Source organism: Streptomyces griseoruber (assembly GCF_001514205.1).
GTDB lineage: Bacteria > Actinomycetota > Actinomycetes > Streptomycetales > Streptomycetaceae > Streptomyces > Streptomyces griseoruber.
On record NZ_KQ948792.1, the window covers coordinates 21,486 to 29,630 of the forward strand.

General features: G+C 73.6%; 7 protein-coding genes. 2 read left to right on the forward strand and 5 right to left on the reverse strand.

Annotated elements, in window-relative coordinates; all coding sequences use genetic code 11:
- Positions 1-155 precede the first annotated feature (155 nt).
- Together AQJ64_RS43005 and AQJ64_RS43010 are read left to right on the forward strand one after the other, a co-directional pair.
- Positions 156-728, forward strand: a complete 573-nt coding sequence (locus tag AQJ64_RS43005) for an NADPH-dependent FMN reductase (RefSeq protein ID WP_055635036.1) — start codon at positions 156-158, stop codon at positions 726-728.
- Between the two features lie 266 nt (positions 729-994).
- The gene (locus AQJ64_RS43010; protein WP_055635933.1) at positions 995-1,849 is read left to right on the forward strand and encodes an ATP-grasp domain-containing protein; all 855 of its coding nucleotides are present in this window, start codon (positions 995-997) and stop codon (positions 1,847-1,849) included.
- 70 nt (positions 1,850-1,919) lie between these two features.
- On the opposite strand, the gene AQJ64_RS43015 is transcribed toward AQJ64_RS43010, so the two are convergent.
- The 5 genes from AQJ64_RS43015 to asnB are packed head-to-tail and all read right to left on the reverse strand — an operon-like array spanning position 1,920 to position 7,819.
- Positions 1,920-2,429, reverse strand: a complete 510-nt coding sequence (locus AQJ64_RS43015) for a flavin reductase family protein (RefSeq protein WP_055635932.1) — start codon at positions 2,427-2,429, stop codon at positions 1,920-1,922.
- The gene (locus AQJ64_RS43020; protein WP_055635931.1) at positions 2,426-3,793 is read right to left on the reverse strand and encodes a dihydroorotase; all 1,368 of its coding nucleotides are present in this window, start codon (positions 3,791-3,793) and stop codon (positions 2,426-2,428) included. Before AQJ64_RS43020 ends, AQJ64_RS43015 begins: the two co-directional genes overlap by 4 nt.
- Positions 3,781-4,932 (reverse strand): acyl-CoA dehydrogenase family protein, encoded by a 1,152-nt coding sequence (locus AQJ64_RS43025; RefSeq protein ID WP_055635930.1) that lies wholly within the window; start codon positions 4,930-4,932, stop codon positions 3,781-3,783. The genes AQJ64_RS43020 and AQJ64_RS43025 overlap by 13 nt, the downstream gene beginning before the upstream one ends.
- Complete coding sequence (locus AQJ64_RS43030) at positions 4,911-5,993, reverse strand: PrpF domain-containing protein (RefSeq protein ID WP_079062299.1); 1,083 nt, start codon at positions 5,991-5,993, stop codon at positions 4,911-4,913. Before AQJ64_RS43030 ends, AQJ64_RS43025 begins: the two co-directional genes overlap by 22 nt.
- Positions 5,990-7,819, reverse strand: coding sequence for an asparagine synthase (glutamine-hydrolyzing) (gene asnB / locus AQJ64_RS43035; RefSeq protein ID WP_055635929.1), 1,830 nt, complete (start codon positions 7,817-7,819; stop codon positions 5,990-5,992). Before asnB ends, AQJ64_RS43030 begins: the two co-directional genes overlap by 4 nt.
- Positions 7,820-8,145: the final 326 nt, after the last annotated feature.

Genomic DNA, 8,145 nt, shown 5'->3' on the forward strand with positions numbered 1-8,145 from the left:
CGAGGATCCGCGGACCTGGTCCCGTGTCCGTCCCGATCGGTTCCCGACCGCGCGGTCGGCACGGCGTCCCGCCGGGGGACGCGACCGGGAACGGATCGGGAACGGGCGCTCCTAGCCTGGCGCGGAAACACTCAGGTGAAGGAGAGGTCAGTGCCATGACCGAGATCGTGCTCATGTCCGGCAGCATTCGCGACGGCTCGTACAACTCCGCGGTCGTCGCCACGCTGCGCCGTCTTGTCGCCGAGCGTTTCGACGGGGTGCGGACCACCGTCGTACGCCCGGCCGAACTGCCTTTCTACGAGGAGGACATGGACGCGGCCAACGGTTCCGAGGCCGTGCTGCGGATGCGCAACCGCGTCGCCGCCGCGGACGCGCTGGTGATCTGCACCCCGTCGTACAACGGCGCCGCCCCGGGCGTCCTCAAGAACGCGCTGGACTGGCTGTCGCGGCCGTACGGCGAGAGCTGCCTGGACGGCCGGACCGTGGCCGTCACCAGTGCCTCGCCCGGTCCGCGCGGGGCCGTGGACGCGCAGCCGGGACTGGTGGAGGTCCTGGGTCACGCCGGCGCGCTGGTCGTGGAGCACCCGCCGGTGGCGGTGGCCAACGCCGGCGAACTGCTCACCCCGGAAGGGGTGTTCGAGGACCCCGACACGCTCGCCGCGCTGGAGGGGCTGGTGCGTGCTGCCCTGGCCGCCGCCCGTCAGGACGCCCCCTCCGTCGCCGCCTGACGATCCACCTGCTCTCGACACCACCTCCCGTACCACCGCAAAAGCCCATGCGTCGCGCCCTGGGCGACCGGAGCCGCAGTCGGCCTCCGGATTGCCCTGACCGTCCCCTCCGGGACACGATCGGTGGTACCGGTTCACGGCCGGGCCCGGACGGCGAAGCAGCCGTCCGGGCCCGGCCGTGAACTCGTTGCCGAGGCTCCTCTCCTCCCTCGAGCTCCGGCCACCCGCCTTCCGTCGAACCCCCTCCCCCGAAAGCCTGAGCCGTCATGAGCGATCCTTCCCGTCCCCGCCGGATCCTGCTCGTCGGCCCGTCCGTCCCGCTCGTGCGGGCGGCCGTGTCGGCCGGGTTCCAGGTCTGGTCCCTGTGTGACGTCCGCAGACGTCCGCCCGAGGAACTCGGCGCCCTCTCCGAGCGGTTGCTCATCGCCGACTTCGGTGACGAGGCCGCTCTCAAGACCGCCCTCGACACCGCGGCCGCGGTCGGCCTGCACGTCAACCCGCCGGTGGCGGTACGTCAGTTGGCCGATCCGGACGCCGTGCAGCGACTGGTGCGCGACAACGGGCTGTGTCCGCCGGGGGCCGTCGAGGACCCGGCCGGACACCGGTACCGGGTCGACACGCTCAGCGTGCACGGCATGCACCACACGGTCGGCATCACCGTCGAGACACCGTACGGCCTGCTGCATCCCGCGCCCCTGGCCGGGGACACCGCCGCCACCCTGCGGTCGGTCGTCACCTCGCTGCTGGACCTGGCCGGCTACCAGTACGGGCCCGCGCACACCCTCGTCCTCCTCACCCCGCGCGGCCCGGCGACCATCGGTTGCCGGGCCGTCGTGGCGGAGGAACCCATCCCGTGGCTGGTGCGGACGGCCGCCGAACGGGACCTTGTCGCCGACACCTTCGAGGTGCTCGCCGGACGGGATGTCGCGCCGGTGCGCGCGCTGCGGTTCGCGGCCTCCGTCACGCTGCCGGACACCTGGCGGGAAGAGGTGCGCGCACTGCCGTACGTGCGGCACGCCGTCGCGTGCGAGCGCGGGCGGCGCGGTCATGCGGTCCTGGACGCCGACTCGCCGGAGGAAGCCCGTGAACGCGCGCACGACATCCGGCGGTTGGCCGGCTGATCCACCCCGGGAACGCCGAATGCCCCGATGATCGTCATCGGGGCATTCGGCGTATCGGCACCGGGCGGAATCAGGAGGCGAACGCCCTCTGGTGCCACACGAGGCCGCCACGGGCGCCGTCGGGGGCGTCGACCTCGGTGACCCTGCCGATCAGGATCGAGTGGTCGCCGCCGTCACGGACCGCGTACCGCGCACAGGTCAGGCGCACTCCGGCCGCCAGCTCCGGCGCCGGATCCGGGCCGGGCAGCAGGGGCGCGTGGGTGAACCGGCGGTCCGCCGGGCCCGCGAACCGCATCGCCAGGTCCTCGTCACCGGGGCCCAGGACGTGCACACAGAAGAACGGCGCGGACACCAGGGCGTCGTGCGAGCCGGCGCGGCGGTCCAGGCACACCAGGAACAGCGGCGGGTCCAGGGACAGCGACGAGGCCGCGCTGACCGTCATCCCGCGCGGAACGCCCAGGTCGTCGTAGCAGGTCACCACGGTCACCGGAGCCGCCAGCGCGGCCATCGCGGCGCGGAAGTCCGCCGGGTCGACGGACTCCCGGACGACCGGGGGCGGTGTCAGCAGACGCGTGCTCATCGAAGCGCCTCCAGGCGTCGGGCGGTCGGCAGCCAGCGGCCGTCCGCGGGGGTGTGCAGACCGGTCCGGACGTCCCAGGCGACCCTGCCCGCCCGTACCGTCGTGACCACCCGGCCGGTGAAGGTCCAGCCCTCGTACGCGGACCAGCCGCACTTGGACCGGACATCGGCGGCGGACATCTGCCACCGCTCGGCCGGGTCGAAGACCACCAGGTCGGCGTCGGCACCGGGCTCCAGGCGGCCCTTGCCGGGCAGCTCGAAGAGGTCCGCCGGGCCGCTGCCCATCAGCCGCGCGAGATGACGGACCGCCTCGTCCGCGGGCACGTCGCGGGCGCGCATCCCGGTCCAGATCGACACCGCGAGCTCCTGCACACCGGGCAGTCCGGGCGGGGCGTCGACCGGCGGCCGGTTCTTCTCCTCGACCGTGTGCGGGGCGTGGTCGCTTCCGGCGGTGGCCGCCTCGCCGCTGAGGACGGCCCGCCACAGGCGCTCCCGGTCGGCCTCGCCCCGGATCGCGGGCGAGAGCCGGGTGCGCGGACCCCGGCGGCAGGTGTCGGCATGGGTGAAGGAGAGGTGGTGGCCCGTGACTTCGAAGCTGACGGGCAGCCCCTCGCGGGCGGCGGCCACCAGCAGGTCGATCTCCTCCGCCGACGAGGTGTGCAGCACGTGTGCGGCCGTGCCGTGACGGCGGACCAGCTCCACGACATGGGCCACCGCCACGATGGCGCCCGAGCGGGGACGGTGCGGCTCGTACTCGCCGTAGGAGTGCGGGTCGCCGCGCCAGGAGTCGAGCAGGTCGAAGACGTGCTGGTCCTCGGCGTGCAGGACCAGCCGCACGCCGCCGCGGGCGGCGTCCGCGAAGACGGCGTCCAGCTGCGCGCGGTCCCGGAAGACGACCGGAGCCGTGTGGTGGCCCGCCATGAACACCTTCGCGGACGTGGCCACCTCCGGGTCCAGGGTGGCCAGCAGTTCGGTGTTGGCCGGGTCCGCACCGATGTGGAAGCGGTGGTCCACCCCCGCGTGACCCGCCACCAGCTCCGCCTTGGCCCGCATGGCGTCCTCGTCCAGGCCGGGCGGCCGTGTGTTCGGCATGTCCATCACCGTCGTGACGCCCCCCGCCAGCGCCGCGGCGCTTCCGTGTTCCCAGTCCTCCTTGTACTCCAGACCGGGTGTACGGAAATGCACATGGGAGTCGATCAGGCCCGGCAGGACGTACCGGCCGGCGGCGTCCAGACGCCGTCCTTCGGGGAGCGGGGCGTCCGGGCCGAGCAGGGCGGCCACCCTGCCGTCGCGGACCACGACCGTGCCCTCACGCACACCTTCAGGGGTGACCAGGCGGCCGCCCTCGACGATCAGCTGTTCCATGACATGCTCACCAGTTCCCTGCAGAGATCGTTGGTCGGTCCCATCAGGGCCACGGCCCGGGCGTCGCGGCCGTGACGGTTGACGGGGTGGGTCTCGACGAAGCCGGCGGAGCCCAGCATCCGTGCGGCCTCCGCGCACACCTCCTCGGCGCAGACCGAGGCGAAGAGCTTGGAGTGGAGCGTCGCGATGCCCGGGTCGGGCGCGTCCCGGCGCCCGGCGCGCTCCACCACGGCGCGGGCCGCCTCCACCCGGGTGGCGAGGTCGACCAGCCGGTGCCGTACCGACTGCTGGGCCAGCAGCCCGCGGCGGGCGGCCTGGTCACCGGCGGCGTCCAGGGCCGCCTGGGCCAGGCCGACCGCGACCGCGCCGAGCGTGGCACCGCTCTCCCGGACCCGCGCGATGATCGAGGCGGCGGCGCCGACCGGGCCGAGCCGGTCGGTGTCCGGCACCCGGCAGTCGTGCAGCGAGACGAACCCGGTGGCCGAGCCGCGCATTCCGGTCAGCCGCAGCGAGGTGTCCGGCCGGATGCCCGGGTTGCCGGAGCGGACGAGGTAGAAGGTCTGGCCCGCCGCTCCGTACCCGGTGTCGGCGGTGGCGCGGTCCTCGGGGTCGCCGGTCTGGGCGAGGACGAGGTACAGGTCGGCGATGCCGGCGCTGGTGGTGAAGGACTTGGCGCCGTCCAGCAGCCAGTCGCCGTCCGCCAGCCGGCGGGCCTTGGTGGAGAGGTTCTTCTTGTTGGCGCCGGCGCCGGTCTCGCTCCACGCGGACGCGGCCAGCCACTCGCCGGAGGCGAGCTTCGGCAGCAGCTCGCGGTGCTGTGCCTCGGTGCCCTGTTCCACGATGCGGCTGGTGACGGCGTAGTGCTGGAACAGCATGATCGAGGCGGAGGCGTTGGCCTCGGCGACCTGGGCCACCCGCCGGTTGAGCTCCACGGCGTCGGCGCCCGCCCCGCCGAACCGGCGGGGTACGGCGAGACCGAGCAGCCCGGTGCGGCGCAGCACCGCCACCGCGGCGAGATCGGGCTCGCCGGTGCGGTCGGCCTCCTCGGCGGAGAGGGCCAGTTCGGCGAGGCCGTCGGTGAGGTCGGCGGACAGCGGCCGGGCCGCCGCGTCCGGGTTCACAGGGGCAGTGACAGGCATGACGTGTCCTCGGGGCGTGAAGGGACGGAGGTACCGAAGGAGTCGGGAGGGAACGCCACGGTGCTCCCGTAGCTGACGTACTTGTCGGCGACGGAGACCCAGCCGAGGCGGGGTGTGTCGGCCGGACCGGTGAGCCTGGCCCGCACCCGCAGCGAGCCGCCGGGGGTGCGCAGCCGGACCAGTCCCGACTCGTGGCCGGCGGCACGGGCCAGCTGCCAGGGCAGGGTGTCCTCGATGCCCACCGCGGTGCCGAGGCAGATCGCGCCGGTCAGGGCGAGGGTGGGGTGCCAGGAGGGCACGGACACCGCGCGGACCGCGAGTTCGCCGTCCGGGGCCGGCAGCAGAGCGGCGATCTTGGGGAAGGCGCCGGAGGGGTCCCACCCCATGCGCCCGCACACCGCCAACCGGACCCTGCCCAGCTGGACGAAGAGGTCGTCGCCGGCGGCGAACAGCTCCCGCACGTCCCGCACGCCGAGGTCGCCGGCGCCGACGAAGACGTACGGGTTGCCCATGTCGACCAGCGACACCGGAACCTGCCGGCCGTCGACCTGCACGGTGGTCACCGGCTCGCCGGTGATCAACAGGTCGCCCACGGGGCGGGCCGGGGTGCACAGGAAGTGGGCGGTGAACCGGGTGCGCCCTGGTGCGGTCTCGTCGACCTCGCAGACCACGTGGTCACCGTTGTTGAGCACGTTGACCCGGACGCGGCGGCCGGGCTCCAGGGGCGGGATCATCCCGTCCCGCGCGGCGGCCTCGACGGCGGCGAGTATCGAGTGGCCGCAGGATCCGTGGGTGTCGAAGCGTTCCGAGGCGCCGGGCAGTGTCTGGACGAAGTAGTAGTCGAGGTCGAACAGCGGATGGCCGGAAGGGCGCACCACGGCGTTCTTCAGCACGGTCCGCCGGGTGTCGGTGTCGAGGGCGCCACGGGTGCGGGCCAGCCCCTCCAGCACCCCCTCGTCGCCGTCGGGGAGCAGTCCCGCGTCGACGACCAGGGTGGGGCACGGTGCGCCCTCGGCGCGCACCAGGTGGGCCGAGCGGGACCGGGTGATCGTGGCGTTCACCGTGCCTCCTGCGGGGCGGGGGCCAGTACGGCGGAGGCGCCGAAGAACTGCTCGCGCCACATCTGGTGGGTCATCAGGGACCACAGCGCGAGGGAGACCTGGTCGCAGGGGCGGGCCGCCTGCTCGGCGAACAGGCCCTCGACCGCCTCGGCGCGCAGTCGGCCGTCGGCGCGCAGACGGGCGGGCGCGAGGCTGTCGCGGGCCAGGTCCCACAGGGCGGAGCCGGGCTGCAGCATGGCGGTGATCGGCAGGGTGAACGGCTGCTTGGGCCGGTTCAGGACGCTGTCGGGCACCAGGCCGGCGGCCGCCGCGTACAGGGCGCGCTTGACTCCGCCGCGGGTGATGCGGTGCTCGTCGGCCAGCGTGGTGGCGTACCGCACGACCGAGGGCTGGCAGAAGGGCAGCCGCACCTCGACCGAGCTGGCCATGCTGAGGTGGTCGACGCGGCGCAGGTGGTAGGCGGGCAGCCGGTAGCGCTGCTCGACCGCGCACACCCGCTGCAGCCGGGTGCCGGCGCCGTGCCGGAGCGTGCCGAGGAGGTCCTCCGGGAGTGCGGGGCCCCGGTCGGCGAGGGCCGCCGCGTAGGAGTCGGTGTAGAGGCGGGAGCGCAGCGCAGCGGGGACGGCGGCGAGGTGGTCGAGGTAGGTGTCGACCCAGCCGGGGCCGCACGGCGCGGTGACGGCCTGGGTCATCCGGGCGTAGCCGCCGAAGAGCTCGTCGGCCGCGTCGCCGGTCAGGGCCACCTTGAAGCCGGCGTCGCGCACCGCGCGGAACAGGGAGAAGGTGCTCAGGGTGATCGGGTCGGCGTTGGGCTGCCCGAGGTGCCAGACGACGTCCGACAGCAGCTCCGGGAAGCTCGCCGGGTCGATCTCCACCTGGTGGTGGACGGTCCCCGCGGCGCGGGCCACCTCGGCGGCGTAGACCCGCTCGTCGAAGGGCCAGTCGCCGGTGTAGGCGATGTTGAAGCTGTGCAGTCCGCTGTGGGCGCGGGCGGCCAGGGCGGTGACCAGGCTGGAGTCCAGGCCACCGGAGGTGATCGCGGCCACCGGGGCGTCGGCGACCAGCAGCCGGGAGACCTCGCGGGTGAGCAGGGCACGCAGCTCGGCGCCGGTCTCGTCGAGGGTGCGGTCGTGCGGCTCGGGGGACCGGGAGGCGGTACGGACGTGCAGCCGGGGTCCCTGCTCGCGGGTGACGACGAGCGTCGCGGCGGGCGGCAGCACGTCGATGCCCTCGAACATGGTGCGCTCACCGAAAGGCGTCTTCAGCGTGAGGTAGGCGTCGAGGCCGAAGGGGTCCTCGTGAGCGGTGACGCCGGTGAAGGCGAGCAGCGCCGGGATCTCGGAGGAGAAGCGGAAGCGTCCGGTGGCCGAGTCCCAGGTGTGGTAGAGCGGCTTCATGCCCGACTCGTCGGTGGCGATGACCAGCCGGGGCTCGTCGCGCAGGTCCATGACGGCGACCGAGTACATGCCGTCCAGGTGCTCGGGGAAGCGGTCGCCGTACAGGTGGTAGAGGGCGGGCAGGACCGAGCCGTCGCAGCGGTCGGTGAAGGTGAACCCGTGCCGGGTGAGGCGGTCACGCAGTTCGTCGTGGTTGTACAGCTCGCCGTTGAAGACGACGGTGACCCCGTCCAGGTGGTACGGCTGGTCGCCGCCCTCGGGGTCCATGATGGACAGCCGGTTGTTGCCGAGGGCCCATTCGGGATGGGTGGCCTCGGTGCCGGCCATGAACGACTGGGCGTCGGGGCCACCATGGTGCAGAAGGGCCGCCACCGTGCGCAGCTCACGGTGTGCGGTACGGGCATTGAATGTTCCGTAGATACGGCACATGACGTCAGTTCACCTCGCTGGGGACGCCGACGGCGTCGTGAAGGACAGGTCGAAGGCAGTGGGCCGCCGCCGGTGAGGAACCGGCGGGCCCCGGGGCCTGTGTGCGGTCGCGGGCGCCGTGCGGCACGCCGCGCCGGGCTCGTACGTCACAAACGGTTCGTATGTCGTGTGCCGAGCGTCGTCGGAGTCCGTACCGGTGATGTCCCCGCCCGCTCCCGCAACCGGCCGTCCGACCGGGACCGGCCGGGAACCCACCGGGACCGGTTCGGGAAGACAGGGCGGCACCTTTGGGGTGTCGCAAGAGACGGCGACAGGGACGAACCCCC